This window comes from Microbacterium pullorum (genome assembly GCF_014836535.1).
GTDB classification, from domain to species: domain Bacteria; phylum Actinomycetota; class Actinomycetes; order Actinomycetales; family Microbacteriaceae; genus Microbacterium; species Microbacterium pullorum.
On the sequence record NZ_JACSQP010000001.1, the window covers coordinates 42711 to 69276 of the forward strand.

The window sequence follows — 26566 nt, forward strand, 5'->3', positions numbered from 1 at the left end:
ATGACCGAATTCCGGTTCGAGGATCAGACCGACGCCTCCCGATGGGCGATGCTCCGCGGCGATGAACTGGTGAGCGTGCTGGACTATCGCGACGACGGTCGCACCGTCGCGATGACGCGCGCCTACACCGTGCCCACCTTCCGCGGGCACGGCTACGCCGGGCGACTCGTCGCGCACGCCGTGGCCGCGCTCGAAGCGCGCGGCGACCGGGACGTCGTGCCCACCTGCTGGTACGTCGCCGACTGGTTCGCCGCCAACCCGCGCCACCGCGGCATCCTGCGCGAACCCCGCTCTGCCTGAGCGCTTTACTGCCGTCACCCGCACGCCTAAGCCCGCGGCGGGCCATCCGTCAACCCCGTGCGACGCATGCCCCGGCCGGGCGAGAGTGGGGTGCAGACGAGAGGAGCGCACCATGACCGACAATTCGGATCAGGGACTGCCCGACGGAGTGATCAACGCCGACCCGCCCGGTGGCTGGGAGGGCATCGACGATGTGGAATCGGGTGAGCGCAACGCCGACGCCGTCGGGTCGCCCGACCTGAGCGGTGCACCCGTGGACGTGGGCGATGTCGAATCGCCCGAACCGTCCCGTGGTGCCGACCCCGACCTGGGAGTGGAGGAATCATGACCGAGCGCGAGAACGAGTTCGACAACCCCGGGGGGAACCACCCCGATCAGGGCGGCGCCGACGCCGACGCGATGCAGCGCACGGCGGCGGCGAGCCCCGCCGATCGCGACCCGGCCAACCCGGTCGTCGGCCCGGAGGGTGCGGCGGCGGTCGCCGCCGAAACGCAGGGACGCGTCGCCGGGCACGAGGCGGCGCCGGTCGACGGTTCCGCCGCGCCCGCCGCAGAGCCGACTCATGAGGCGGTGGGCATCGGCGTCATCGACGGCGACGCGAGCGCCGCCGACCACCACGGGCAGGACGAGGGCCGCGACACCCTGACTGCGGGCGAGTCGCAGCGCGACCTGTCGGCGGATCAGGAGCAGCGGCTCCCGGCGATGGCGCAGAACAACGCGTCCCAGGTCGACAAGGTCTCGGGCATCGTCGCGCAGACCCGTAACGACGTCGGCACCGAGCCCCACGATCGCATCGTCGAGGTGCTGCACCAGCGGCTCGAGCAGGCCGGCATCCAGCTGCCCGATGACGAGGTGTCGGAGCTGGCGCGTCAGGTGTCGACCGGCTGAATCCCCGCGTGGGCGATGATCGCGTGCGCGGCGGGCGCCGCGTCGCGGATCATCGTCTCGTGGCCGTGCCCGGGGATCTCGACCAGTCGGGCGCCCAGCGCCGTGGCCGCCCGGCGGCACCAGGCCCGCGGGCACACGATGTCCTTGGATCCGCGGATGACCAGTGCCGGAGCGGCGACGCGCGGATACGTGAGCTCCGGGCGGTGCGTGAGCATCGCCCGGGTCTTGCGTCGCAGGTGCGGCCCGGCGCGCACGTACTCGCGGGCACCGAGCACGAGCACTTTGGGGCTCTCCACGACGAGGTCCAGCGCCAGTCGGCCGAGCTGCGGCAGCGCGCCGCGGGCGGCGGGGTCGACGGTGGGGGCGACCAGCACGATGCGGTCCACCTGCCCCGGATGCCGCGCCGCGAGTTCCGCGACCACCTGGGTGCCCATGGAGTGCCCGATCGCGACCGTCTCGCCGGCGGTGCGATCGTCCGCATGCAGATAGGCCGCGACGAGATCGGCGAGCCGCTCGATCGAGGGCACGCGCGGCGGCTCGGCGGCGGCGCCGTAACCGGGGAGGTCCACCGCCAGCACCCGTCCGTGCGGCGCGAGGTGCTGCACGAGGTCGGCGAACACCCGGCGGCCCATGCCGATGCCGTGCACCAGCAGGAACGTGCGCGGCCCCGACCCGGTCGCCTCGACGACGAGCTCCGCCCCGTCATGGCGGAAGACGACGATGTCGGCGTCGTTCGTCATCGGTTCGGGCTCGCTCACCATTCGACAGTACGGGCTCACCGGCGCGGCATCCTGAGCGGACACAGGACGCGGGGTGCCTCGGCGGGTGGGGGTGGCCGGTGCGGCATCCGGAGCGTACGGTGACCGCATGTGCCGCAACATCCACACCCTTCACAACTTCGAGCCCGCCGCCACCGACGACGAAGTGCGCGCGGCGGCGCTGCAGTACGTGCGCAAGATCTCGGGCACGACCAAGCCCTCGAAGGCCAACGCCGAGGCGTTCGACCGGGCCGTCGACGAGATCGAGCACGCGACGCGGCATCTGCTGGCCGACCTCGTCGCCGTCGCGCCGCCGAAGAACCGCGAGGAGGAGGCCGCCAAGGCACGCGCTCGGGCGGAGAAGTCGGGCCGCTACGCGCCGCGCGTCGCCTGACGGCGCGGACCGCGCGGTCGGCGCGGAGTGTCGAGCCCGATGTGGATGCGGGTGCGCTTGCGCTCCACGACGATGAAGATGCTCCCGATCACCCACAGCGGCACCTGCGTGAGGAAGGCGAGCCGGAACGCGTCGAGCGTGTAGGTCTCCGGAGTGCCCGCTCCCTGGATGTCCAGCGCCACCCCGATCAGGAAGATCGCGATGAGCCCGGCGAGGAAGCCGCCGGCGTTGGTGATGCCGGTGGCCGTGCTGAGGCGGTGCGAGGGGTTGTGCGTGCGGGCGTGGTCGAACGCGATCATCGAGGCGGGTCCGCCCATCGCCAGCGCGATCGCGAGGCCGAGCAGCATCCACAGCGGGGCGGGGCCGGGGTGCGCGATGACGATGAGCCATGCCACGGCCTGCACCGCGATCGACGGCAGCACGAGTGCCCGTGAGCGCACGTGCGGCACCCGCGTCGACAACGCTCCCATGACCGGCCCGATGCAGATGCCCGCGAGCACGTACACGGTCGTCACGAGCGCGGCCTCGCCCGGGGTGAGCCCTTCGCCGGCGGTGAGGAAGGGGAAGCCCCAGAGCATCACGAACGCCGAGCCGGCGAACGGGGTCGTGAAGTGCGACCAGAACGCCAGGCGGGTGCCCGGGTGCGACCAGGCGGCACGGATGCCGACGCGGGTGTCGACCGCCGAGGTGACGACGCGGATGGCGCCGGTGTCGGTGTCGACGGTGACGTCGACGTCGCGCTCCGGCGGTCGGTTGCGGATGAGGGCGAACACGAGCACCGTGAACAGTACGCACAGGCCCGCGAGGCTGCCGAAGGCGACAGACCAGCTCGTGGCGTGCAGCAGTGCCGCCAGCGGCACGACGGCGGCGATCTGACCGAGCTGACCGAGGATGCCGGTGAGCTGCACCATCACGGGTCCGCGCTGCGCGGGGAACCAGGTGGCGATCAGGCGCAGCACGCTCGGGAACACCGCGGCGTCGCCCGCACCCAGCAGCATGCGGGCGGCGATCGCGACGCCCACGTCGGGGGAGAGCGCCATCACGAGCTGCCCCACGGCCATGAGCGCCATGCCCGCCGTGATGAGCGGACGCGCGCCCCAGCGGTCGAGCATGAGGCCGATCGGCAACTGCATGGCGCCGTACACACCCAGCTGGATGACGGCGAACATCGACAGCGTCGACGCGTCGATGTCGAAGCGGTGCGCGGCATCCACCCCGACCGAGGCCAGTGACGTGCGGTTCATCACCGAGAGCATGTACGCCACGACTCCGACGCTCCACACCGTCCAGCTGCGCCACGAGGGCGAGGAGGCGGGGAGGGCGGTGGTCACGGCGCACCCAGCCTACGCGGGCGATCCTGCGCGGCGATGTCGGTGGCCCCGATTACCGTGGAAACATGCGCATTCTGCACACCTCCGACTGGCACATCGGGCGGACCTTCCACGGTCATTCCACGCTCGATGCGCTCGGCGGTGTGCTGCGGGCGCTCGTGGCGCAGGTGCGCGAGCACGACGTCGACGTCGTGATCGTCGCGGGCGACGTGTTCGACTCCGCCACCCCCGCCGCCGGCTGCTACGCGCTGCTCACCGACACGCTCGCTGCCATCGCCGACGCCGGTGCGCAGGTGGTGGTCACCAGCGGCAACCACGACTCCGCCGCCCGGCTGGGGTTCCAATCGACCCTCCTGCGCCCCGGCATCCATGTCGTGACCGACCCGCAGACGGTGGGAACACCCCTCACGGTGAGCGACGCCGACGGGCCCGTGCACATCTACGGCATCCCGTTCCTCGAACCGGCGCTGCTGCGGCACGTCTGGCCCGGGGTGCGCACGCAGGCCGAGGTGCTCGGGCGGGCCATGCAGCTCGTGCGCGACGACCTCGCGACCCGTGGCGGGCGCTCGGTCGCGGTGGCGCACTGCTTCGCCGCGGGCGTGGAACCCACCCCGCACCTCGAGCGCGACATCCAGCAGGGCGGCCTCGACGTCGTGCCGCTGTCGACCTTCGACGGCGTCGACTACATGGCGCTCGGCCACATCCACGGGCGGCAGCGGCTGTCGGAGCGGGTGCGTTACGCCGGCGCGCCGCTGCACTACAGCTTCGGTGAGGGCGACAAGCCGCGCGGGTCGTGGCTGGTCGAGCTCGATGCCACGGGCCTCGCCGATGTCACGTGGCTCGAGCTGCCGGTGCCGCGCCGCCTCGTCACGCTGGTCGCACCGCTGGACGATTTGCTCACCGACGAGGCGTACGCGGGGCACGAAGGCGACTGGGTGTCGGTGGAGTACACCGACACGCTGCCGCAGCGCGATCCGATGCGCCGCTTGCAGGAGCGGTTCCCGCACTGCGCGTGCGTGGCCCACAAGCCCGCCGAGAAGACCCGCGACGACGGCCTCAGCTACGCGCGGCGGGTGCGGTCCGCGCGCAGCGACCGCGAGCTGCTCGACGCGTTCCTGCGCCACGTGCGCGAGGGCGACGGGGCGAACGTGCGCGAGGCCGCCCTCATCGACGACGTCCTCGACGCGCAGACGCTCGCCGAGGCGGCCAGATGAAGCTGCACAGGCTCGACCTCACCGGGTTCGGCCCGTTCCTGGCCACTCAGACGGTCGATTTCGACGCGTTCGAGCGCGACGGCATCTTCCTCATCTCCGGCCGCACCGGTGCCGGCAAGTCGAGCATCCTCGACGGGGTGAGCTTCGCGCTCTACGGCAGCGTGCCCCGCTACGACAGCGGCGACAAGCGCCTGCGCAGCGACCACTGCGCTCCCGAGGACCCCACCGAGGTGCGACTGGAGTTCACCGTCGGCGACCGCCGGTGGCGGGTGACGCGCGCGCCGGAGTACCAGCGGCCCGCCCGTCGAGGCGGGGGCCTCACCACCGAGCCGACGCGCGCCGAACTCGACGAGCTGGTCGACGGCGTGTGGATCGGGCGCGCCGCGAAGCCCCGCGAGGTCGGGCTCGCGCTGGATGAGATCCTCGGGCTCAATGCGCAGCAGTTCCAGCAGGTCATCCTGCTCGCGCAGAACAAGTTCTCCCGCTTCCTCCTCGCCTCCGGCGCCGACCGCCAGCCGCTGCTGCGGACGCTCTTCGGCACACGGCGCTACGAGGAGTACGTGCGGGCCCTGGGCGAGCGCAGCAAGGCGGCGCAGGCCCGGCTCGCGACCCTCGGCGAACACGCCCGTACGCTGCTCGACCAGGCCGAGCGGCTCATCACCGAGCACGCCCTCGCCGGCGACGGCCCGACGCCCGACGACCTCGCCGGGCGCCGTCAGGCCGCCGAGATCGCGGTGCAGCGCGCCGACTACCGACTCGACACGCTCGTGCGCGAGCGGTCCGATGCCGATGCCGCCTTCGCCGCGGCGACGACGGCCCACGCCGAACGGACGGCGCTGGCCAAGGCGCACGCCGACCTCGCGCAGGCCCGCGCCCGCCTGACGGCTCTCGAAGCCGATACTGAATCGATCGCCGAGGCGCGGCGTGAACTCGAGCGCGCCCGCGCCGCCGAAGCCCTGCGCTCGGTGCTCGACGCGGCCACCCGCACGGCGCACGCCGTGACTGCGGCCGCCGCCGACGCCGCCACCGCGGAGCGCGTGTGGGGGCAGGTCGCACCCGACCCCGACACCGATCTCGCCCGCTTCGTCGAGCAGCTCACCGGCGACCTCGCGGTGTGGTCGGCCGCAGCCGAACATGAGGCCGGGCTCGCCGCCCGCGAGGCCGAGATGGCCGCGGCCGTCGAGAGCATCGCCGCGCTCGAGCTTGAGCTGCAGACCCTCGACGCACAGCGCGCACAGATCCCCGCCGAACTCACCCGCCTCACCGACCTGCTCGCCGCGGCGCGGGCGCAGGCGACGACGCTCGAGACGGCGCGGACGCACCGCGACGCCGTCGCCGCGCGGGTCGTCGCTGCCCGCGAGACCGAGACGCTGGCCCGCGCGCTCCGCGAGGCCGACGCCACCCGCCTCGACGCGTCGGCGGCTGCCGATGCCGCCGCGGCAGCGGTCACCGCGCTGCTGCGGCGCCGGCTCGACGGGTACGCCGGCGACCTCGCCGCGGCGCTCGTCGACGGTGATCCCTGCGCCGTGTGCGGCTCGACAGCCCACCCGCACCCCGCCGCCCGCGGCGACGAGCCGGTGACCGACGAGATGCTCGCCGCAGCCGAAGCCGCCAGAGACGCGGCGCTGGCCGCCGACCGTACGGCCGCCGAGGCGGCGCGCACTGCGCATGACCGCCACGCCGCCGCGGCCGCCCGCGCGGGCGGCGAGGCGCTCGACGCGCTCGAGGCCGCGCTCGCAACCGCCGACGACACCCTCGCCGCCGCCGAGGCCGCCGTGCGAGAGCACGACCTCCTCACCACCCAGCGCCGTGAGCTCGAAGAACTCGATGCCGCCTCGCAGCGCGCCCGCGACGACCTGGCCGCGCAGCTCGCCGCAGCGCGCGAATCTGTCGCCGCGCTGGAGGCGACGCTCATCGGCATCCGCTCCACCGTCGCGGCCGCGCGGGGCGACTACGCCACGGTGGCCGAGCGTGTCGCCGAGGCGACGGTGCGGCGAGAGGCTGCCCACTCGACCCTCGCCGCCCGCGCCGGGCTCGCCCGCGCCGACGCCGACCTCGCAGCGGCGACGGCAGAGCTCGACGAGCGCCTCGCGGCATCCGACTTCGCCGATGCCGCCGAGGCGACCGCCGCGCTGCGCGACGCCGCCGTCGTGCGCGACCTCGCCGCGCGCGTGGCGGCTCACGACGCGGCACTCGAGGCCACGCGCGTGCGCACGCTCGAACTCGAGCTCGAGCTGGCGGGCACTTCCGACGAGCCGGTGGACCTCGAGGCGTCGTCCGCGGCCGTGGCGGCTGCCGATGCGGCCCGCGCGGTCGCGATCGCCGCGGAGCGCGACGCCGAGAACGCCGCGGTGCGCCTGCGCGACCTCGTCATGCAGACCGACGACGCCTACGCGGCCGTGGCCGAGCACGCCGAGGCGGCCGAGGCCGTGCGGCGTCTGGCCGACACCGTCGCCGGGCGCGCGCCGAACACCATGAAGATGGATCTGGAGACGTTCGTGCTCGCGGCCGAACTCGAGGAGATCGTGGCGGCGGCCAACGTGCGGCTGGAGGAAATGTCGGCCGGGCGATACACGCTGCACCACTCCGACGCCCGGGCCGCACGGGGCGCGGCATCCGGTCTCGGCATCGACGTGCTCGACGCCCACACCGGCCAGCTGCGGCCGCCGCAGTCGCTTTCGGGCGGCGAGACGTTCCTCGCTTCGCTGGCGCTCGCCCTCGGGCTCGCCGAGGTCGTCACCGCACGGGCGGGCGGCATGCGGCTGGACACCTTGTTCATCGACGAAGGGTTCGGCTCGCTCGACGCCGACACCCTCGAACTCGCCATGCGCACCCTCGACGAGCTGCGCGCCGGCGGCCGCACCGTGGGTGTCATCAGCCACGTCGAGGCGATGAAGGAACAGCTGCCCGCACAGCTACTCGTCGAAGCGACGCCGCGCGGGCCCAGCCTGATCCGGCAGGACGATGTGCTCGCGGCCTCGTAAGCTGGCCTCATGAATACAAGCACTCTGTGGACGGTCCTGGGCGTCATCGCTGCGATCGTGATCGCGTGGATCCTGGTCAGCGTGCTCGGCAGCCTGCTGTGGTTCGTCGCCAAGCTCGCGATCGTGGCCATCGTCGCCGTGATCGTCTTCTTCGCACTGCGCGCGGTCTTCTCGGGCTCGCGGCCGTAGCGGCATGAGTTCCGCCGATCCGCAGCACAACAAGCCGTCGCCAGCGCGCGTTCTGATCTGGCTCGTCGTCGGTGCCATCGGCGTCTACTTCCTGGCATCCGGCATCATCGGCATCATCGCCGGCGGCGGCTGACGCGTCGAGGGATTATCCACGGGCGGGTGGCGTGGCCGCCGCTCGTGTTCTCGGCGAAGATGAGACAACCGGCGGTCATCCCGCCGGGGAGAGGTACGTCATGGAATCCATTCCGCTCGACACGCCCGATGGCATCACCGCCCGACTCGGCTGGAACCCCAGCGTCAGCGTGCACGACCGTCGCCGCATCCTCACCCGCGAGATCATCGCAGGACTCGTGCGCTGCGACCCGAAGGAGATCCGCATCGAGCGAGAACCTCCGCGCGGCTACGGCTACCACACGCGGCTCATCGCCTCCCGCGACGGCGTCGACCTGCCCTACGCCGTGAAGACGGCCAGCTTCCGCGCCGCGACCGTGGTCGCCGTCGCCGCCCCCTCCATGCCGCTCGGCATCGATGTGCGCGACATGCACCCCGACGCGGCCGACATCCACATGATGCAGAAGCACTCGCATCTGCTGGACGAGAGCAACATCCCCGCGCTCGTGGATCACTGGGCGAAGGTGCAGGCCGTGCTCGAGGCCGACGGCCGCGGCGTGCGTGTCGCCGCCGACCACGTGCGGCTGGATCCCACCGGCCGCAAGGGATGGCTGCCCGACCGCAAGTCCGGGTACCACCTCGCCGACCTGTCGCGTGAGGGCTGGATCATCACGATGGCCTACGGGTCGCTCTCGGTCTGACCCGCCCCGCGCCCGGCTACGCCGGCGGCAGCGCCGCGTCGAGCTCTGCGAGCCAGGCGCGGGGGTTGCCGTCGCTGGGGGCCCGCCAGTCGCCGCGAGGCGACAGCGACCCGGCGGCGGTGACCTTGGGTCCGTTGGGGATCGCCGAGCGCTTGAACTGAGCGAAGCCGAAGTACCGTTGCAGGAACACCCGCAGCCAGCGCACGATCGTCTCGCGGTCGTAGGCGTAGCGCTCGTCGTCGGGGAAGCCGGGAGGCCAGGAGCCGGCATCCGGATCGGCCCACGCGTGCTCGGCGAGGAACGCGATCTTCGATGGGCGCAACCCGTAGCGCAACACGTGGAACAGCGTGAAGTCGTGCAGCGCGTAGGGTCCGATGGTGTCCTGCGTGGACTGCACCTTGCCGTCTTCGCCGGCGGGCACGAGCTCGGGGCTGATCTCGGTGTCGAGTACGGAGCGCAGCACCGCCACCGCGTCGTCCGACAGTCGGGTCGCGGCGTCGTCGGCCGCGCCGCCGCTGCCGGGCCGGTGGGCGATCACCCAGCGGATGATGTGCTGGATCAGGGTCTTGGGCACGCCGGCGTTGACCGCGTAGTGGCTCATGTGGTCGCCCACGCCGTAGGTCGCCCAGCCGAGTGCGAGCTCCGACAGGTCGGACGTGCCGATGACGATGCCGTTCTCGCGATTCGCGATGCGGAAGAGGAAGTCGGTGCGCACCCCCGCCTGCACGTTCTCGAAGGTCACGTCGTACACCGGCTCGCCCGACGCGTAGGGGTGCCCGATGCCCTTCAGCAGCTCATTCGCGGCGGGGCGGATGTCGATCGTCTGGATGCTGGCGCCGATCGCCTCGGCCAGCGCGATCGCGTTGGACTTGGTGTGCTCGCTCGTGGCGAAGCCGGGCATCGTGTACGCGAGGATGTCGCTGCGCGGCCGGCCCATGCGGTCCATCGCCCGCGCGACCACCAGCAGCGCGTGCGTGGAATCGAGCCCGCCGCTCACGCCGATGACGGGGCGCGGCCCGCCGATCGCGCGCAGGCGCTGCTCGAGGCCCGACACCTGGATGCTGAACGCCTCGTAGCAGTCCTGGTCGAGGCGGGCCGGGTCGTCGGGGACGAAGGGGAACCGGTCGAGCACTCGGCGCAGCCCCACATCGGTCGCCGGCGGGTCAAGGAACAGCTCGACGGTGAAGAAGTCGCGGCCTTCGGCGAGACGGTTGTCCTCGAACGTGCCCTGGCGGATGCGGTCCTGCCGGAGGCGATCGAGATCGACGTCGACGACGCTGCGGCGGGGGCCGTCAGGGAACCGCTCGGTCTCGGCCAGCAGCGTGCCGCCCTCGTAGATCATCGTCTGCCCGTCCCAGGAGACATCGTTCGTCGATTCGCCCATGCCGGCGGCGGCATACGCGTAGGCGGCGAGGCAGCGCAGCGACTGCGACTGGCACAGTGTCTTGCGGTCTTCGGCGCGGGCGATGGTGATGGGGCTGCCGGAGAGGTTGGCTAGCACGGTGGCGCCGGCCAGGGCGGCACGCGACGACGGCGGCACCGGAACCCACATGTCCTCGCACACCTCGGCGTGCAGCACGAGCCCGGGCACGTCGCGCACGTCGAACAGCAGGTTGTTGCCGAAGACGGCCTCGTGGGCACCGACGCGGATCGACTCGCCCGTCCAGGGTGTGCCGGCGGCGTACCAGCGGCGCTCGTAGAACTCGCGGTAGGTGGGGATGTACGACTTCGGCGCCACCCCGACCAGCTCGCCGCGGTGGATGACGACCGCGCAGTTGTACAGGCGGTTGCCGTGGCGCAGCGGTGCGCCCACCACGAGCACGGGGAAGAGGTCGACGGATGCCGCGACGAGCCGCTCGACCGCGCGCTCGACGGCATCCAGCACGGCGTCCTGCATCACCAGGTCCTCGATGGCGTAGCCGGTGAGGCAGAGTTCGGGGAACACCGCGACGGCGACCGCGTCGTCGTGGCATTCCCGCCACGACTCCAGCACCGACTCGGCGTTCGTGGCCGGGTCGGCGACCGCCATCGGGATGGTGCACGCGGCGATGCGCGCGAAGCCGTGCCGGTAGACGCTCTCGAAGGGGAGGCTCATCCGTCCAGTCTGGCACTGTCGGACCCCGCGGCTAGGGTCGAAGACGAAAGGTGGATATGCGATACATCGAGGACGAAGCCCGAATCGTCTGGAGCGCGAGCGACCTGAAGGCCGCGGCCGAATGCGAGTTCGCCTGGCTGCGCGCCATCGACGCGAAGCTCGGCCGCGTGCCGGCGGTCGAGGACCCCGAGGACCTCACGCTCGAGCGTGCCGGGCGCCTCGGCATGGCGCACGAGCGGCGCGTGCTGGATGAGTATCGCCGGGCCTTCCCGGGACGCGTGGTCGAGATCGCCGAAGCGCGATCGACGGATGCCGCCGCTCTCGCCGAGGCCGTAGCCCAGACCCAGGCGGCGCTGCGCTCCGATGCCGCGGTGATCTACCAGGCTGCCTTCACCGCCCCCGACTTCGTCGGTTTCGCCGACTTCCTGGTGCGCGACGAGGTGACGGGCAGCTGGGTCGTGCAGGACACCAAACTCGCTCGCCACGCTCGCGTCACCGCCCTCATGCAGCTCGCGGCCTATGTCGTGCAGCTCGACGCCCTCGGCGTGGCCCGTGCGGATCACGTCGAGCTGCTGCTGGGCGACGGCAGCACGTCTACCCACGCGGTGCGCGACCTGCTCCCCACCTTCCGGCTGCGCCGCGCGCGGCTGCTCGCCCTCATCGCCGACCGCGACGTGGCGGCGGGCGCCGCCGGCGAGCCCATTCCGTGGGGCGACCCGCGGGGCGAGCTGGGCGTCATCGCCTGCGGCCGCTGCGCCACATGCGACCTCGAGGTCGTCGCGCACCGCGACCTGCTGCTGGTGGCGGGCATGCGGCCCGTGCAGCGCGAACGGCTGCGCGCCGGCGGCATCCTCACGATCGACGACCTCGCCGCCGCCCACGAGGCGCCCGCACGCATGTCGTGGGACGTCTTCGCGAGCCTGCGCACGCAGGCGCGGCTGCAGCTGGACAGCCCCGCCGGCGTGCCCGAGCCCGCGGCATCCTCCGCCGTCGCGCACGCCGTGTCCGCCGGGAATGCCCACACGGCCGACCCCGCGGGCCTCCTCGCGCCCGTCACCGGTCCGGCGCCCGTCCCGACGTACGAGGTCGTGTTCCCGCAGGCACTGGGTGCCCTGCCGCTGCCTGACGCCGGCGACATGTTCTTCGACTTCGAGGGCGACCCGCTCTACACCGAGGGCCCGGCGACGACCTGGGGCATCGACTACCTGTTCGGGTGGGTCGACGTGCGCGAGCAGTACAGCGCGATCTGGGCCCACAGCTTCGCCGAGGAGCGGGCGGCGTTCGAGCGCTTCCTCGACCTCGTGGCGCTGCGCCGCCGCGAGCGCCCCGGCATGCACATCTACCACTACGCCCCCTACGAGCCGACGCACCTGCTGCAGATGGCGGCGCGCTACGGCGTGCGCGAGGGCGACGTCGACCGGCTGCTGCGCGACGGCGTCTTCGTCGACCTCTACCCGATCGTGCGCCGGGCGCTGCGCGTGGGGTCGCGGTCGTACTCGATCAAGAAGCTCGAGCCGCTGTACATGGGCGACGAGGTGCGCACGAGCGACGTCCAGCGCGGCGATGACTCCATCGTCAAGTACGTGCAGGCCAGGGCCGCCGCGGAGGACGGCGACGACGCGACAGCCGAGGCCGTCTTCGCCGACCTCGCCGACTACAACCGCTACGACTGCGTCTCCACGAGGCGCCTGCGCGACTGGCTGGTCGAACGCGCGAAAGACGCCGGCATGCGCCCCTCGGTCGAGCCCGATCCCGTCGACGCCGGCTATGAACCCTCGCCGCGTGCCGAAGCGCTCGGGCGGCTGGCCGACGGTCAGCCGGAATCCGACGCACAGGCGCTGCGGCTCGCAGCCGCTGCCATCGACTACTACCCCCGCGAGCGCAAGACGTTCTGGGCCACGCACTTTCTGCGGCTTCGCGAGCCGGTGTCGACGTGGGCCGACAGTCGCGATGTCGTCGTGTTCGACGCCGAGCGTTCGCGCGTCGTGCAGGACTGGCATCGGCCCGAGGGCGGCCGCGTCGACCGGCGCCTCGTGGAGCTGCGCGGCGAGCTCGCCCCGGGCACCCGGTTGAAGGAGCGCGGACGGCCCTTCGTCGTCTACGAGCGGCCCGCGCCCTTCCCCGTCGACGCCGGGCCGCGGGCGTTGCACGCTGCCCGCTCGGCCGAGATCGTCGAGGTGCTCGACGACGGCGTCATCGTCAGCGAGACGCCCGTCGACGGGTTCACGTGGTCTGAGCTTCCCGTCGCGCTCACGCCCGAGGGTCCGCCTGCCGCCGGCAGTCAGCAGGGTGCGATCGACGAATGGGCGGATGCCGTCGTCGCGGCGGCTCCCGCCCTGCCCGCCGACGCGGCGACCGACCTGCTGCGCCGGATGCCGCCGCGCACGCGGTCGGGCGCGCTCGCGCGCGGCACCGGCGACGTCGTTGCCGACATCACCGCGTCGATCGCGGATCTGGACCACAGCTACCTCGCCGTACAGGGCCCTCCCGGTACCGGCAAGACCTACGTCGGATCGCACGTGATCGCCCGCCTCGTCGCCGAGCGCGGGTACCGCGTGGGCGTGGTCGCGCAGTCGCACGCGGTCGTCGAGAACATGCTCGACCGGGTCGTGGCCGCCGGGGTGCCGAAGGCGCAGGTCGCCAAGGCGCTGAAGGAAGTACCCACGGGGGAGGAGTCCTTCACCGTCATCGCGAAGAACGGCGTGCAGGCGTTCGCCGCCGAGCAGCCCGCCGGATACGTCATCGGCGGCACCGCCTGGGACTTCTGCCATCCCACCCGCGTGCCGCGGCACAGCCTGGACCTGCTCGTCATCGATGAGGCGGGCCAGTTCTCGCTGGCATCCACCATCGCCGTGTCCGTCGCCGCGTCCCGCCTGCTGCTGCTGGGCGACCCGCAGCAGCTGCCGCAGGTCAGCCAGGGCACGCACCCCGAGCCGGTGGACACCTCGGCCCTCGGCTGGGTCATGGACGGCGCCGAGGTCATCGACGAGGCGTACGGGTACTTCCTGGCGCAGACCTGGCGCATGCATCCGGCCGTCGCCGAGCCGGTCTCCGAGCTGGCGTACGCCGGCGAGCTCGCCTCGCACCCGTCGGCGGCGGCGCGGCTGGTCACCGGCATCGAGCCGGGCGTGCACCCGGTCGCGGTGCGGCATCACGGGAACGCGACGCAGTCGCCCGAGGAGGCCGCGGAGGTCGTGCGCATCGTCCGCGACGTCGTCGGGCGGGCGTGGACCGATGGTGCCGGTGCGCCGCCGCGGTCGCTGACGGCCGCCGACATCATCGTGGTGACGCCCTACAACGCGCAGCAGGTGCTTGTGGAGGAGGCGTTGCAGGCCGCAGGTCTCGGCGAGGTTCCGGTCGGCACGGTCGACAGGTTCCAGGGGCAGGAAGCGGCGATCGCGATCGTCTCTCTCGCGGCATCCAGCGGGCGCGACGCGCCGCGCGGGCTGGAGTTCCTGCTGCTGCAGAACCGGCTCAACGTCGCGGTGTCGCGGGCGAAGTACGCCGCCTACGTCGTCTACGCGCCCGGCGTGCTCGACGATCTGCCGCGCACGCCCGAGGGAGTGGCGCGACTGAGCGCCTTCGCCCGACTCGTGCGGGCCTGAGGCGGCGGGGCCGCCTCAGCGGCGCGGGTCAGACCGTGCCGTAGAGGCGGTCGCCGGCGTCGCCGAGGCCGGGCACGATGTACCCCTTCTCGTTGAGACGCTCATCCAGCGCGCCCAGCACGAGCGTCACGTCGCGGTCGCCGACCTGCTTCTCGATCGCGGCGACGCCCTCGGGGGCGCCCAGGATGCAGATGGCGGTGACGTCCTGCGCGCCGCGGGCGAAGAGGAAGTCGATCGCCGCACCCAGCGACCCGCCGGTGGCGAGCATGGGGTCCAGCACGAAGCACTGCCGGTCGCTGAGGTCGTCGGGCAGACGCTCGGCGTACGTCGCCGGCTGCAGGGTCACCTCGTCGCGCAGCATCCCGAGAAAGCCCACCTCGGCGGTCGGCATGAGCTTGACCATGCCCTCGAGCATGCCGAGCCCCGCGCGCAGGATCGGCACGACGAGCGGGCGCGGCTCGCTGAGGCGCACCCCGGTCGTCTCGGTGACGGGGGTGCGGATGGCGATGGGTTCCACGTGCACGTTGCGGGTCGCCTCGTAGGCGAGCAGCGTGACGAGTTCTTCCACCAGCTGCCGGAACATCGGCGACGGCGTGCGCTCGTCGCGCAGCACGGTCAGCTTGTGGGTGATGAGGGGGTGGTTGGCCACGTGCACACGCATGGCTCAAGACTACGCGGTGGACCCCTCCGCTGCGGGCGCCACGTCCCAGGCGGCCGCGAGGATGACGTTGTCGGCCAGCAGCCGCACCTCGGCCAGCTGCTCGATGTGCGGGGTGGAGAAGCTCACGAGGCACAGCCCCCGGCCGTCGGGGAAGGCCAGCCAGTAGTCGACCACCCCGAGCGGACGGCCGGCGAGCTCGGGTGGCCCCATGCGGCGCGTCGTCAGTCGCAGGAAGGAGGTGCCGCCGGTTTCGGCGGCGTGCAGCTGGTCCTGCGGGCCGAGGGCCGTGCTGAGCCGCTCGCCGACGGCATCCAGGTGCGAGCGCTCACCGGCGGGTCCGAGTTCCTGCCAGTACTGGGTGACCGAGACGGATGCCGCAGCCTCGGCCGTGCGCCGCGTGAGGAAGGCGAGCAGGTGACCCCCGCCACCGGCGGCCGTCCGCGCCGTCTGTGTGAGCCAGGTTGTCAACTGGCCGCGCAGGACCGGCGCCGACGGCACGCCCTTCAGCTGCGCCTTCACGAGAGCCCGTACGTCCCGCTCGATGTGACGCGGTTCGGTCAGGTCGATGCGCGCCCAGTCGTCGCCGAGGAACAGGTCGAACCCCACGACGCGTTCTCCCTCGCGCAACCCGCGCTCGGCCTGCTCCTGTGTGATCCAGGCGACGGCGTCGTCGTCGGGGGACGGCTGCAGTGACGCCCGCACGTCCTCGGGGGTCGCCTGCACCGGGTGGGGTCCGGCGGCGTCGAACACGACGCGCCGCAGCAGCGGCAGGTAGGCGTCCAACAGCGGGATGAGCCCCACGCCGGCCTGCAGGGCGAATTCGCGCTCGGCGTTGTCGGCCAGGAAGGCGGAGTAGGTCTCAGTCGACGAGAACAGGTGCAGCTCCCACTTGCGCTCGCCCTCGGGGTCGGCGGCTTCGATGACGCGGGTCTGGGTCTCCCCGCCCGGGCCGCGCATGAGCGGTACGACGACGTAGTCGGCGCGAAGAGCGCGTCCGATCGCGGCGACGTCCACCGCGGCGAGGGCGGCGGCGAGACGCGCCGAGCCCACATCGGTCGACGGGGCGATCGGCATCGACTCCGGCTGCTCCTCGCTCACGGCATTCTCCTCATGTCGTCGTCAGCCTAGCCAGAACCGCGACCCGTGCCCTTCGACCCTTCTCATGGCGGGGCGGCGGATCGATCACGCACGCGTCAGGTGCAGGCGGCGGCGGACGAGGGGCGCGGGGCTCGTTCGCGGGCGCCACCACTTCACCGGTTCGCGCTGCGGCACATCGATCTCCACGGTGGCGGTCGCGGCCCCCGTGAGCATCGAGCCCAGTCCGCCCGGCGCCTTCAGGACCGTCCCGACGCCGAGTGCTCCCGACTCGACCACGATCAGGGAGTGATCGTCGCGGTCGACCACGCGCACGAGCGACACGTCTGGTGAACCGTCGACGCGGGCGGTGCAGCGTGTGCCGTCCATGGTCTCGGGTGCCCGGGCGGGGGAAGCCGCGACATCGTCGGTGAGGTCCACTTCGGCGCGCGGCGTGAAGCGCGCATCCGGCGCCTGGTCGACGGGGGGTGGGGATGCCGTCGCGCTCCCGTCGACGTCGTAGAGGTCGGCAGCGGCCCACCATCGGCCGGAGCGGAACCCGCCAGCCGTGGTGCGGACCAGCGCGTACCGCGTGCGATCGTCGATGCGGTACCGCACGAATCCGCCAGGGCCGTCGCCGGGGCGGAACGCCGCATCGAGGACGAGTCCTGCGAACGGTGCAGGGGCGTTCGTGACTTTGACCCGGTGGGCGTAGTCCAGTGCATCGATGCGCATCAGTTGGCCACGACCCAAGGGACGTCATCCAACAGCCGCAAGCCCATCTCGCCGAAGTCGTTGCCGTTGATCAGATGCTCGGGAGCGCCGCCGGGCATTCCGTTGAACGGGAGCGCGTGGCGGCTGAAGCTGTAGCCGCCGAGGTCATCGACCGTGGCGATCGCCAGGTTGTCGGCGGCATTGACGCTCGGCAGGCCGAGCGCGGCGCGCGTGCTCGCGAAGTCCCACGGTCCCGCCGTGGACCACGATCGGCCGATCTGTGCGGAGCCGTTGCCGTAGAGGCGGTAGACCACGTCGCCCTCACCCAGCGCCGTGACCGGCGTGCGCCAGAGCGCCTCGGATTCGGCCAGTTGCGCGGGTCGAAGCCGGATCGCCTGCCGCACCGTGATCTGCTCGAAGGTCTCGAAGCCGAGCGCACGGGATGCCACCTCCGCCCCCGCTTGCGCGTTGATCCGTGCGGCGCTGGCGGCGTTGCCCACCACGCGCGCCGCGGCCCCGAGCCCGGTCGCTTCGCACGTTGGCCGACTCGAACTCGGTCGCGATGCGCCCGAGGTCGGCTCCGACCGCCCGCACGCTCTCCAGGTCGATCTTCAGATCCGGCATTCGGTCCTCCCCCCGCCGTGAGCGAGTCTAGGGGGCGGTCGGCGCGGTGCCGAGGGGGAGAAGTCCCCGGTGCGCCCGGCGGGCAATAGCCTGGTCGCGTGGATCTCCCCGCGTGTGACGCCGACCTTGAGGCGATGGACCGCGCCCTGGCCCTCGCGGCCGAAGCCGCCGAGCACGGGGACATCCCGGTGGGGGCGGTCGTGACGGATGCCGCGGGCCGGGTCATCGGCGAGGGACGCAACCTGCGCGAGGCCACGCGCGACCCGCTCGCGCATGCCGAGATCGTGGCGCTGCGCGCGGCAGCCGAGGCCGTCGGGTCGTGGAACCTCTCCCGTTGCACGCTCGTCGTGACTCTCGAGCCGTGCCTCATGTGCGCGGGTGCCCTGATCCAGGCGCATGTGGGGCGGCTGGTCTTCGGCGCATGGGACGACAAGGCGGGCGCAGCCGGCTCGATGTACGACGTCGTGCGCGACCGGCGACTGCCGCACCGTGCCGAGGTGATCGGGGGAGTGCGTCAGCGGGAGGCATCCCTGCTGCTGCGCGCCTTCTTCAGCGCTCGTCGCGACCCCTGAGCGGGTGAGCGCGGGCCGCGTCGCGAATGCTCACTCGGCGAGGCGAATGCTCACTCGGCGGGGCGAATGCTCACTCGGCGGGGGGGCGGGGGCGGGGTCAGTCGGAGGAGGCGATGACGATCGCTTCGGTCGGCGGCGCGGGGTCGGCCGGGCGGCCGATGTAGCCGATCGCGGCGAGCAGCGCGTGGCGGAACTTCGCCGGGCCCTCCAGGTGCGGCGTGTGGCCGATCCCCTCGAGGGCGAGCTCGACGACGTCGCCGCCGGCGGCCGCGTAGGCGCCCAGCACATCGCGCGTCTGCGTCACCATCGGCTGCGCGGGGGCAGCCTGCTCGCCCGGCCAGTCGGGGATCACCCCGACCTCGCCGAGCTGGTTGACGTCCGAGAACGAGGCATCCGACACGATGACGTCGGCCGTGCCGTGCACCCACAGGATCGGCGGCTTGCGGTCGAGCGACACGATGCCCGACACGTCGAAGTACCGCGGGACGATCGCATTGAGCGCCCCGATCGTGCCCGGTGCGAAGCCGGGCCAGGTGTCGGTGTTCACCACGTCGCCGGGGTAGTTGCCGGTCGCCGTGGAGGTGCTCAGCATCGACGCGATCCACACGTCCTCGTGGTCGGTGCGGTACTCCGGCGCGACGTAGGTGGCGCGGAAGACATTGCGGGGCGACGTCGTGGCTTCGTCGCCGTCGTCGCCTGCCGTGAGGCGCTCGACGAAGTCGGGGTTGGCCGTGCCCGCACCGCACCCCGCGTCGTCGTCGGTCAGACGCGATCCGTCGCGGCGCGTGCCGCCGAAGCCGTAGGGCGAGACGGGGGATTCGAGTGTGAGCGAGAGCACGGGGTGATCCAGCGCGTACTGCATCACCACGCCCGCCCCCAGCGCCCAACCGACGAGGTGGGTGGTGGGCACCTGGAGTGCGTCGAGCACCGCGTGCAGGTCGTCGCTGAAGTCCCGCACGCCCCGCGTCGCGTCGACGGGCTCGTGGTCGGTGTCGCCGTAGCCGCGCAGATCCACCGCGATGGCGCGCAGGTCGCCGGGCAGATCCTGCATGACCTCCTGCCAGATGAGGCTCGACGACACATTGCCGTGCACGAAGACCACGGTGCGGTCGGCAGGTGTGGCGGGATCGTCTGCGATGCGCTCGAGGATGTTGACCGTCAGGCGCGGCGTCTCGATGAGCCGTGCCGAGATCCCGTCGAGGAGGGTCTGCATGGTGCGTCCTTCGTCTGCTCGGTGCCGGGCGGGCGGGGCCGTGCCCGTGCTCGTCACTATAGCCGCGCACCGCCAACGATCCGACGGTCTCGGGGCCATCGCCGATCACTCCGGCGCGGGCGTCTGGGAAGATGGCCGCATGACTTCTGCGCTGCCTGCTGTCGCGATCCTCGGTGCCGGTTCCATGGGTGGGGCCGTGCTGCACGGCCTCGTCCGGTCGGGCCTCGCGCCGGCGGTGACCGTCACCAATCGCACGGCCGAGAAGGCCGCGAAGCTCGAAGGGCTCGCGGGCGTGACGAGCATCGCGCTCGAGAACGAGCCCGACGGCAACGCGCGCGCCGCCGCATCCGCCGACATCGTGCTCATCGGCGTGAAGCCGGGCATGGTGCCCGACCTGCTGCGCGAGATCGCGGGCGACCTCCGCCCCGGCACGATCGTGGTGAGTCTCGCCGCCGGGGTCACCGTCGCGACGTTCGAATCGATCCTCGGCTCCGGCGTCGCGGTGCTGCGCTCCATGCCCAACACCCCCGCCCTCGTCGGCAAGGGTGTCACGGGCCTCGCCGGCGGCACCGCCGCGACCGCCGAGGACATCGCGCTCGTGCGCCGCCTGTTCGAAACCGTCGGGGCGGTCGTCGAGGTTCCCGAGGACCAGATCGACGCGCTCTCGACGATCTCCGGATCGGGCCCGGCCTACGTGTTCCTGCTGATCGAGCAGCTCACTCAGGCCGCCCGCGCCAAGGGCTTCGACAAGGCGTCGGCGCGGCTCATGGCGGAGCAGACGTTCATCGGCGCGACGGCGCTGCTGGAGGCGTCGGGGGAGGAACCGGCGGAGCTGCGACGTCAGGTGACGAGCCCCAAGGGCACCACCGAGCGGGCCGTGGCCGTGCTGCAGGAGGCGCACCTCGACGACCTGTTCACCCGGGCGACGGATGCTGCGCTCGCGCGGGCCCGCGAGCTCGCCGCAGGTTCCTGACGCGCGTCGGTCAGCGGTCGAGGCCGGCGAAGCGTTCGATGTCGGAGTTGGTCCCCGACACGATGATGAGGTCGTGGTTGGTGACGACCGTGTTCGCCTCGGCGTAGCGGAACGGCTTGCCGGGGCTCTTCACCCCGACGACCGTGACGCGGTACTTGGTGCGCACGCCCGATTCGTTGAGACCGACGCCGCGGATGAACTTCGGCGGGTACATCTTGGCCAGCACGAAGTCGTCGTCGAACCGGATGAAGTCCAGCATCCGCCCGCTCACCAGATGCGCCACGCGCTCGCCGGCTTCGCGTTCGGGGTAGACCACGTGGTTCGCGCCCACGCGGGCGAGGATCTTGCCGTGCGACTGCGAGACGGCTTTGGCCCAGATCTGCGGCACCTTGAGGTCGACGAGGTTCGCGGTGATGAGCACGGAGGCCTCGATGGAGGAGCCGGTCGCGACGATCGCCACCTGGAAGTCCTGTGCGCCCACCTGCTTCAGCGCGTCGATGTTGCGGCAGTCGGCCTGCACCGTATGCGTGACGCGCTCTGACCACTTCTGCACGAGCTCGAGGTTCGCGTCGATGGCGAGCACCTCGCGATCGAGGCGATCGAGTTCGCCCGCGCACGCGGCACCGAATCGGCCGAGGCCGATGACGAGGACGGGGGCATCGCCCCGGATCTGCTCAACCAACGATCGGCCTTTCCACCGGCATCGAGTACAGCTGCGAACGTGCGGTGGCTGCCACGGCCGCCGCGAGTGTCACTGTACCAACGCGCCCCATGAACATGGTCGCCGCGAGCACGTAGATCGCCGAGTCCGGCAGCTCCGCCGTGAGTCCGGTCGACAGGCCCACCGTCGCAAAACCGGAGATCACGTCGAACAGCACCAGTTCGACCGGCGCCTTGGTGATCTGGGTGATGGTGATCGTCGACAGGGCCACGATCGTCGCACCCCAGGCCACGACCGACAGCGCCACGCGCTGCACGTCGCTGGGGATGCGGCGGCCGAAGGCCTCAACCGACTGGCGGCCCCGAGCCTCGGACCACACCGCGAGGGCGAGCACCGCCAGCGTCGTCACCTTGATGCCGCCCGCGGTCGACGCCGACCCGCCGCCGACGAACATGAGCATCGACCCCGCCACGAGCGACGATCCGTTGAGTTCCCCGATATCCACGACCGAGAATCCGCCCGACCGTGTCATCGCCGACAGGAAGAACGACTGGAACACGGTGTCCCAGGCATCCATCGACCCGAAGGTCTTGGGGTTCACGTACTCCAGGCTCAGGAACACGATCGCGCCGGCGAAGAACAGGATGACGGTCGTGATGAGGGTGAGCTTGGTGTGCAGCGACCAACGGCGCACGTGCCATTGGTGGCGCCAGAGGGTGAAGATCACGGGGAAGCCGATCGACCCGAGGAAGACGCCCGCCATCAGCACGCCGAGGAAGAAATAGTCGTCGGCGAAAGGCGTGAGCCCGCCGGCGTTGGGCACGAAGCCGGTGTTGGTGAACGACATCGCGGCGTAGTACGGCGCCTCCCAGAGGGCGGTGACGGGGTCGATGCCCGCGACGATCAGCGCCGGGTAGATCAGCAGCGTCAGCGCGGCCTCGATGATGAGGGTCGACAGCGCCACGGTCGCCAGCAGCTGACCCACTTCGCCCAGCCGCACGGTCTGGCCCTCGTTGACCGGACCGCCGTGCGCGCGCAGTGGGTTGCTGTCGCCGGCGGCGATGAGCTTGGCGCGCAGCCCGAGGCGCTTGGAGATGACGAGCCCGAGGATCGAGGCGAGGGTCAGCACACCGAGCGCGCCGACGTTGACGCCGACGTAGGTGATGACGTGTCCGAGCGGCGACCAGTGCGAGTACATGTCGACGGTCGACAGTCCGGTGACGCAGATCGTCGACACGGCGGTGAAGAGCGCGTCCGCCAGCGAAGTCGGCTTCCCGTCGGCGGCCGCGGCGGGAAGCGAGTACAGCGCCGTGAACAGCAGGATGAGCGCGACGAAGATCAGCACCGCGAAACGGGCGGGGGAGGCCGTGGTCAGCTGGCGCAGTTCATCCCACACCCACTCGAGCCGGGTCAGGATGCCGCGCCGCAGCCGCGTGCCGACGGTGTCGCCCGTCATGCGGCGTCCTCCTCGCTCTCGGATCCGTGTCATGGTACTCCCGCGAAGCCGCCGCTAACCTATCCCCATGGCGGATATCTTCGACGTGATCGCCGACGGCACCCGTCGCGACATCCTGCAGTTCCTGCTCGATCGCGCGAGCAACGGCGAACGTGGCGGCACCAGCGTCTCGCACATCGTGCAAGAACTCGGCGTCAGCCAGCCGACGGTCTCCAAGCACCTCAAGGTGCTGCGTGACGCAGAACTCGTCTCGGTGCGCGAGGAGGGACAGCACCGGTACTACAGCCTGTCGACCGCGCCACTGGACGCCGTGGACGACTGGCTCATGCCGTTCCTGCTCGATGACGAGTTCGCCGACGGTTCGCCGAGCCTCAACGACTCCGCGGCTCAGGCCGCCGAGGTCGTCGGGCGCGCCGCGGCATCCGCCAAGCACGCCCTGTCGAACGTGTTCAGCAAGATCCCGGGGCGCTGACCCGCTTCAGCGCCGCCTCGAGTTGCGACGGAACAGCCGGCCGCCCCACGCGATCGCGACGATGAGGATGCCGACGCACCACGCGAGCGCCGCGTACGGCTCCCACGTGACCGTCGTCCCCATGAGCAGCGACCGGATCGTCTCGATGATCGGGGTCACCGGCTGATACGCGGCGATCGGCTGCAGCCATGACGGCATGGTCTGCACCGGCACGAACGCGCTGGAGAGGTAGGGCAGGAACAGCAGGATGAACCCGTAGCCGTTCGCACCTTCCGGACTGCGCGCGGCAAGGCCGATCGCAGCGAAGAGGTACGTGATTGCGAGGATGTACAGGGCGATGACGCCGACGGCACCGATCCACCCCCAGACGTCCGCGGTGGGGCGGAAGCCGACAGCCACCGCGACGGCGACGACCACCCCGGTCGCGACGAGATTGCGCAGCAGGCTCGCCACGACGTGACCGGTCAGCACCGCTCCGGCACGCAGCGGCATGGTGCGGAACCGGTCGATGATGCCGACCTTCATGTCCGTCGCGACGTAGAGGGCCGTCGACGATGCTCCGAAACCCGCGCAGATCAGCACGACGCCCGGAACCACGTAGTCCACGTAGCCGCCGGTGGCATCCAGCGCTCCGCCGAAGACATACGTGAAGATCAGGATGAGGAGCACCGGCAGCATCACGCCCATGAGCAGCGACTCGCCGTCTCGCAGTGAGTTGAGCAGGCTGCGGCGGACGAACACCCGCTCGGCGACGAAGCCGGTGATGCGGGGGCGCAGTGCCGGGGCGATGGGGGACGGAGCGGTCATCGGGTCTCCCGGACGGTCGGGAAGAAAGGGTCTGCGCCGCCGGAGGTGAGGGCGAGGAACACGTCGTCGAGGCTCGGGCGACGCAGGGTCACCATGCCCCGCGCACCGGATTCGTCGAGTTCGTCCAGGGCGCGGCGCAGGCCCGTGACGGTGCCGTCCGTCGGCACGACGCGCACGAGGTCGCCGTCGTCGTCGCGCAGTTCGACGGTGTCGCTGCCGACGCGGGCCTTCAGCTCGGCGGGGGTTCCGGTCGCGACGATGCGGCCGTCGTCGAGGACGGCGATGCGGTCGGCCAGCTGGTCGGCCTCCTCGAGGTACTGAGTCGTGAGGAAGACGGTGGTGCCGGCGTCGGCGAGCGATCGGATGATCTCCCACAGCTCCCGTCTGCTGCGGGTGTCCAGTCCCGTCGTCGGCTCGTCGAGGATCAGCACCTGCGGCGGCACGACGAAGCTGAGCGCGAGGTCGAGCCGGCGTCGCATGCCCCCGGAGTACGTGCCGACGCGGCGTGCACCCGCATCGACGAGGTCGAAGCGCTGGAGCAGCTCATGGCCGCGGGCGCGCGCGGCCCGCGTGCGGAGCCCCGACAGGCGTCCGAGCATCACGAGGTTCTCGATGCCGGTGAGGCCGTCGTCGACGGCGGCCGATTGCCCGGTGAGGCTGATGCGGCGGGTCGCCTCGACGGGGTCACGCACCACGTCGACACCCGCGATCACGACCTCGCCCGCATCGGGGCGCACGAGGGTCGTGAGCACGTTGATGGTGGTCGTCTTTCCCGACCCGTTGGGGCCGAGGAGGGCGAAGACCTCGCCCGCGCGCACCCGCAGGTCGAGGCCGCGGAGCACGGTGTGCGAGCCGAACGCCTTGCCGAGGCCCCGCACGTCGATGGTCGTGGTCATGCTGCACCTCTTCACTGTGTATGAGCGAAACTGTTTAGCACAGTAACACCTCGTTTACTGAATACACAGTCCTATGCTGGGGGAATGAGCGATTCCCCCGATGTCGAGCTCCCCCGGGGCGTCGCCTTGGCGTGGGGGATCGCGTCCAGTCCTCAGCGCGGACCCAAACGCGAGATGAGCGTGGAGAAGATCGTCGACGCCGCGGTTGCCATCGCCGATGCGGAGGGGCTCGGCGCGGTGTCGATGGCCGCCGTCGCCGCCCGTCTCGGCTTCACGCCGATGTCGTTGTATCGCTACGTCACCGCGAAGGACGACCTGCTCCTCCTCATGCAGGAGCAGGCCACGGGCCTTCCGCCCGAAGAGGTGCGCGAGGTCGACGGCTGGCGGGAGAAGCTCCAGGTGCTCTACGGGGCGCAGATGCACCGGTACCTCGAGCATCCGTGGCTGCTGGAGGTGCCCATCACCGGCGCCCCGGCCACGCCGAACAGCGCGGCGTGGATCGACGCCGGGCTCGTCGCCCTCGACGGTACGCCGTTGACACATGACGAGCGGATGGCGGTGTCGCTGCTGGTGGCCGGCCACGCCCGCTGGGCGGGAATGGTGACGGTGGGATATGCCCGCACGCAGGGCGCCGCGGGGGTGGATGAGTCGCAGTTCGCGGCGCGAGAGGACGCGCTGTTCCGCGATCTCATCACCGCGGATGCCTACCCGGCGTTGCGCGCCGCAATCGACGCCGGGGTGTTCCTGGGTGACTCCGATCCGTTCGCGTTCGGGCTGGCGCGCAGCCTCGACGGCGTGGCGGCCTACCTCGCCGGTGCTGAAGAAGGGCGTCGCGACGCACCGATCGCCTGGCCGCGGGACGACAACGCGGACATCGCCGGCGACAAGCGCTTTCGGGATGCCCGCAAAGCCGTGCACGCAGCCGAGAAGGCGCTGCGCGACGCCCGCAGACTCGAGCGGGTGGCCGCGCGTGAAGCGAAGTCCCGTCTGGGCTGACCCCGACGACGACATACGACACCGGCCCCACCCGCCCCAGCGGTTTACAGGCGTCGCTCCCGCGGCCTAGAGTGGCCCCAGCGCGAGGGGGAAACCATGGCTGAACTGCCCGATATGCGATTTCTGACGGTCGCCGAGGTCGCCGACCTCATGCGCGTGTCCAAGATGACGGTCTACCGTCTCGTCCACGCGGGCGAGCTGCCCGCCGTGCGGTTCGGGCGCAGCTATCGCGTGCCCGAGAGCGCGGTGCGCGATGCACTGCAACGTCCTGTCGCCGACGTCGGCTAGACTGATCTGAGGCATTTTTCGTTTGCCCCGATCCCGGGTGCGGTACCGCCGCTCCCAGACCCCCGACATAGTGAGGTTCTCCGTGGGTTCTGTCATCAAGAAGCGCCGCAAGCGCATGGCGAAGAAGAAGCACCGCAAGCTGCTTCGCAAGACTCGCCACCAGCGCCGCAACAAGAAGTAAAGCGGCATACGACACAAGCGCCCCCGACCGGTCCTTCGCAGTCGAGACGCGGCCCAGCCGCGTGTCGATGACCGCGTCGCCGGGGGCGCTTCGTGTTCTGTCGAAGGGACCGTCATGAAGTCGATCACCGTTCAGCAGTTGCGCGAGCGTCAGGGGACGCCGCTCATCGACGTACGCGAGGAGCATGAGTTCGCCGCGGGCCACGTGCCCGGCGCCATCAACCTGCCGATGTCCGTGCTCGGTGGGCAGCTCGACCGCCTCCCCGACGAGCCGTTCGACGTGATCTGTCAGGTCGGTGGGCGGTCGGGACAAGTCGTGGCTGCCCTCAGCCAGCGCGGTTACGACGCGACCAACGTCGACGGCGGCACCTCCGACTGGGTCGCCGCGGGGTTTCCGATCGAGCGCTGA

Annotated in this window: 29 protein-coding genes; 17 read left to right on the top strand and 12 right to left on the bottom strand. The window is 71.5% G+C overall.

Annotation, left to right across the window (positions count from 1 at the left end; translation table 11 throughout):
• The 3 genes from H9651_RS00205 (at position 1) to H9651_RS14575 (ending at position 1188) form a co-directional block, all read left to right on the top strand.
• Positions 1-300 carry a GNAT family N-acetyltransferase gene (locus tag H9651_RS00205; RefSeq protein ID WP_191717095.1) on the top strand — a complete coding sequence of 100 codons (300 nt, stop codon included), beginning with the start codon at positions 1-3 and terminating at the stop codon, positions 298-300.
• A 112-nt stretch (positions 301-412) separates the two neighbouring features.
• Entirely contained in the window at positions 413-628 is a 216-nt protein-coding gene (locus H9651_RS00210) for a hypothetical protein (protein WP_191717096.1), read from the top strand.
• Positions 625-1188 (top strand): hypothetical protein, encoded by a 564-nt coding sequence (locus tag H9651_RS14575; protein WP_225216204.1) that lies wholly within the window; start codon positions 625-627, stop codon positions 1186-1188. The genes H9651_RS00210 and H9651_RS14575 overlap by 4 nt, the downstream gene beginning before the upstream one ends.
• Here H9651_RS14575 and H9651_RS00220 read toward each other — a convergent pair.
• Positions 1170-1949 carry an alpha/beta fold hydrolase gene (locus tag H9651_RS00220; protein ID WP_191717520.1) on the bottom strand — a complete coding sequence of 260 codons (780 nt, stop codon included), beginning with the start codon at positions 1947-1949 and terminating at the stop codon, positions 1170-1172. The genes H9651_RS14575 and H9651_RS00220 overlap by 19 nt on opposite strands.
• 106 nt (positions 1950-2055) lie before the next feature.
• Between H9651_RS00220 and H9651_RS00225 the strand changes: the two genes are divergently transcribed.
• A complete protein-coding gene (locus H9651_RS00225) occupies positions 2056-2340 on the top strand; it encodes a DUF2277 domain-containing protein (protein ID WP_191717097.1) in 285 nt (94 codons plus the stop codon).
• Here H9651_RS00225 and H9651_RS00230 read toward each other — a convergent pair.
• Positions 2319-3596, bottom strand: a complete 1278-nt coding sequence (locus tag H9651_RS00230) for an MFS transporter (protein ID WP_191717521.1) — start codon at positions 3594-3596, stop codon at positions 2319-2321. The two genes, H9651_RS00225 and H9651_RS00230, sit on opposite strands and share 22 nt — an antisense overlap.
• A 140-nt stretch (positions 3597-3736) precedes the next feature.
• On the opposite strand from H9651_RS00230, the gene H9651_RS00235 reads away from it, so the two are divergent.
• The 5 genes from H9651_RS00235 to H9651_RS00250 all read left to right on the top strand — a co-directional run bounded on the left by H9651_RS00235 (position 3737) and on the right by H9651_RS00250 (position 8870).
• Complete coding sequence (locus H9651_RS00235; protein WP_191717098.1) at positions 3737-4885, top strand: exonuclease SbcCD subunit D; 1149 nt, start codon at positions 3737-3739, stop codon at positions 4883-4885.
• Positions 4882-7869 carry an AAA family ATPase gene (locus H9651_RS00240; RefSeq protein ID WP_191717099.1) on the top strand — a complete coding sequence of 996 codons (2988 nt, stop codon included), beginning with the start codon at positions 4882-4884 and terminating at the stop codon, positions 7867-7869. The genes H9651_RS00235 and H9651_RS00240 overlap by 4 nt, the downstream gene beginning before the upstream one ends.
• 9 nt (positions 7870-7878) lie before the next feature.
• Positions 7879-8058 (top strand): hypothetical protein, encoded by a 180-nt coding sequence (locus tag H9651_RS00245; RefSeq protein WP_191717100.1) that lies wholly within the window; start codon positions 7879-7881, stop codon positions 8056-8058.
• Between the two features lie 4 nt (positions 8059-8062).
• Positions 8063-8191, top strand: coding sequence for a hypothetical protein (locus H9651_RS14840; RefSeq protein WP_263598627.1), 129 nt, complete (start codon positions 8063-8065; stop codon positions 8189-8191).
• Positions 8192-8291: 100 nt separating this feature from the next.
• Positions 8292-8870, top strand: a complete 579-nt coding sequence (locus H9651_RS00250) for a hypothetical protein (protein ID WP_191717101.1) — start codon at positions 8292-8294, stop codon at positions 8868-8870.
• A gap of 16 nt (positions 8871-8886) precedes the next feature.
• Here H9651_RS00250 and H9651_RS00255 read toward each other — a convergent pair whose 3' ends face one another.
• Positions 8887-10965 (bottom strand): NAD(+) synthase, encoded by a 2079-nt coding sequence (locus H9651_RS00255; protein WP_191717102.1) that lies wholly within the window; start codon positions 10963-10965, stop codon positions 8887-8889.
• A gap of 56 nt (positions 10966-11021) precedes the next feature.
• Between H9651_RS00255 and H9651_RS00260 the strand changes: the two genes are divergently transcribed.
• On the top strand, positions 11022-14570 hold the full coding sequence (locus H9651_RS00260; protein WP_191717103.1) for a TM0106 family RecB-like putative nuclease: 3549 nt from the start codon (positions 11022-11024) through the stop codon (positions 14568-14570).
• A 28-nt stretch (positions 14571-14598) separates the two neighbouring features.
• On the opposite strand, the gene upp is transcribed toward H9651_RS00260, so the two are convergent.
• The 4 genes from upp to H9651_RS00280 form a co-directional block, all read right to left on the bottom strand.
• Positions 14599-15231 (bottom strand): uracil phosphoribosyltransferase, encoded by a 633-nt coding sequence (gene upp, locus H9651_RS00265; RefSeq protein ID WP_191717104.1) that lies wholly within the window; start codon positions 15229-15231, stop codon positions 14599-14601.
• 9 nt (positions 15232-15240) lie between these two features.
• On the bottom strand, positions 15241-16329 hold the full coding sequence (locus H9651_RS00270; RefSeq protein WP_191717105.1) for a hypothetical protein: 1089 nt from the start codon (positions 16327-16329) through the stop codon (positions 15241-15243).
• Between the two features lie 84 nt (positions 16330-16413).
• On the bottom strand, positions 16414-17040 hold the full coding sequence (locus H9651_RS00275) for a hypothetical protein (RefSeq protein WP_191717106.1): 627 nt from the start codon (positions 17038-17040) through the stop codon (positions 16414-16416).
• Positions 17040-17519, bottom strand: coding sequence for a hypothetical protein (locus H9651_RS00280; protein WP_191717107.1), 480 nt, complete (start codon positions 17517-17519; stop codon positions 17040-17042). The genes H9651_RS00275 and H9651_RS00280 overlap by 1 nt, the downstream gene beginning before the upstream one ends.
• A gap of 258 nt (positions 17520-17777) precedes the next feature.
• On the opposite strand from H9651_RS00280, the gene H9651_RS00285 reads away from it, so the two are divergent.
• Positions 17778-18215: a nucleoside deaminase gene (locus H9651_RS00285; protein WP_191717522.1), complete on the top strand. Its 438-nt coding sequence runs from the start codon at positions 17778-17780 to the stop codon at positions 18213-18215.
• Positions 18216-18312: 97 nt separating this feature from the next.
• Here the strand turns inward: H9651_RS00285 and H9651_RS00290 are convergent, their stop codons facing one another.
• Positions 18313-19428, bottom strand: a complete 1116-nt coding sequence (locus H9651_RS00290) for an alpha/beta fold hydrolase (RefSeq protein WP_191717108.1) — start codon at positions 19426-19428, stop codon at positions 18313-18315.
• A 139-nt stretch (positions 19429-19567) separates the two neighbouring features.
• Between H9651_RS00290 and proC the strand changes: the two genes are divergently transcribed.
• Positions 19568-20401 carry a pyrroline-5-carboxylate reductase gene (gene proC, locus H9651_RS00295; protein WP_191717109.1) on the top strand — a complete coding sequence of 278 codons (834 nt, stop codon included), beginning with the start codon at positions 19568-19570 and terminating at the stop codon, positions 20399-20401.
• 10 nt (positions 20402-20411) lie between these two features.
• Here the strand turns inward: proC and H9651_RS00300 are convergent, their stop codons facing one another.
• On the bottom strand, positions 20412-21083 hold the full coding sequence (locus tag H9651_RS00300; RefSeq protein WP_191717110.1) for a potassium channel family protein: 672 nt from the start codon (positions 21081-21083) through the stop codon (positions 20412-20414).
• Positions 21076-22518 carry a TrkH family potassium uptake protein gene (locus H9651_RS00305; RefSeq protein WP_191717111.1) on the bottom strand — a complete coding sequence of 481 codons (1443 nt, stop codon included), beginning with the start codon at positions 22516-22518 and terminating at the stop codon, positions 21076-21078. The genes H9651_RS00300 and H9651_RS00305 overlap by 8 nt, the downstream gene beginning before the upstream one ends.
• Before the next feature lie 67 nt (positions 22519-22585).
• Between H9651_RS00305 and H9651_RS00310 the strand changes: the two genes are divergently transcribed.
• On the top strand, positions 22586-22990 hold the full coding sequence (locus tag H9651_RS00310) for an ArsR/SmtB family transcription factor (RefSeq protein WP_191717112.1): 405 nt from the start codon (positions 22586-22588) through the stop codon (positions 22988-22990).
• Positions 22991-22996: 6 nt separating this feature from the next.
• On the opposite strand, the gene H9651_RS00315 is transcribed toward H9651_RS00310, so the two are convergent.
• Both H9651_RS00315 and H9651_RS00320 read right to left on the bottom strand, forming a co-directional pair.
• The gene (locus H9651_RS00315; RefSeq protein ID WP_191717113.1) at positions 22997-23797 is read right to left on the bottom strand and encodes an ABC transporter permease; all 801 of its coding nucleotides are present in this window, start codon (positions 23795-23797) and stop codon (positions 22997-22999) included.
• Complete coding sequence (locus H9651_RS00320; RefSeq protein WP_191717114.1) at positions 23794-24693, bottom strand: ATP-binding cassette domain-containing protein; 900 nt, start codon at positions 24691-24693, stop codon at positions 23794-23796. The genes H9651_RS00315 and H9651_RS00320 overlap by 4 nt, the downstream gene beginning before the upstream one ends.
• A gap of 84 nt (positions 24694-24777) precedes the next feature.
• On the opposite strand from H9651_RS00320, the gene H9651_RS00325 reads away from it, so the two are divergent.
• The 4 genes from H9651_RS00325 (at position 24778) to H9651_RS00340 (ending at position 26566) form a co-directional block, all read left to right on the top strand.
• Positions 24778-25689, top strand: a complete 912-nt coding sequence (locus H9651_RS00325; protein ID WP_191717115.1) for a TetR/AcrR family transcriptional regulator — start codon at positions 24778-24780, stop codon at positions 25687-25689.
• Between the two features lie 96 nt (positions 25690-25785).
• Positions 25786-25977: a helix-turn-helix domain-containing protein gene (locus H9651_RS00330; RefSeq protein ID WP_191717116.1), complete on the top strand. Its 192-nt coding sequence runs from the start codon at positions 25786-25788 to the stop codon at positions 25975-25977.
• Positions 25978-26059: 82 nt separating this feature from the next.
• On the top strand, positions 26060-26158 hold the full coding sequence (locus H9651_RS00335) for a 30S ribosomal protein bS22 (RefSeq protein ID WP_003792170.1): 99 nt from the start codon (positions 26060-26062) through the stop codon (positions 26156-26158).
• 114 nt (positions 26159-26272) lie between these two features.
• A complete protein-coding gene (locus H9651_RS00340) occupies positions 26273-26566 on the top strand; it encodes a rhodanese-like domain-containing protein (RefSeq protein ID WP_191717117.1) in 294 nt (97 codons plus the stop codon).